Below are 398 nucleotides of genomic sequence, written 5' to 3'. Positions count from 1 at the left end.
TTATCTTCTTCAAATGTCACTACGCAAGCTGCTGGTTCTAACGGCACACCAGGAGTTCTTGCTCTGCAGACGATTAGTCTGAATGCACTCAATAAAGGTGACACAGCAACAATTAGTGGCCTAACACTAACTGCCAATGAAGATCTAACACCTGATCAAGTTGCTAGCTTTTTTGCAGACAAGATCACATCTAACGCCAATAATCCATCATCAAGCTTAGGTAGTTTTAATGGCACCACCTTTACTGGGGGAGCATTCAACGCCTCCAGCCTAGGACGAGTTCTAACCCTTACAGGTCAAAACTTCGGACCGATGGGCACGGTGAGCGTAGATGGTAGTGTGACTGCTAGAGTTGCCTTATCTTCTTCAAATGTCACTACGCAAGCTGCTGGTTCTAA

The 398-nt window shown here is 45.5% G+C and carries 1 protein-coding gene; it reads left to right on the top strand.

Annotated elements, in window-relative coordinates:
- On the top strand, nucleotides 1-398 hold a 398-nt coding region (locus tag ICN35_RS11215; protein ID WP_216127669.1), incomplete at both ends, for a hypothetical protein.

The organism is Polynucleobacter sp. es-GGE-1 (assembly GCF_018882005.1).
Taxonomy (GTDB): Bacteria; Pseudomonadota; Gammaproteobacteria; order Burkholderiales; family Burkholderiaceae; genus Polynucleobacter.
The sequence above is the reverse complement of the archived record's forward strand: the minus strand, read 5'-3'. Positions and strand labels throughout refer to the sequence as shown.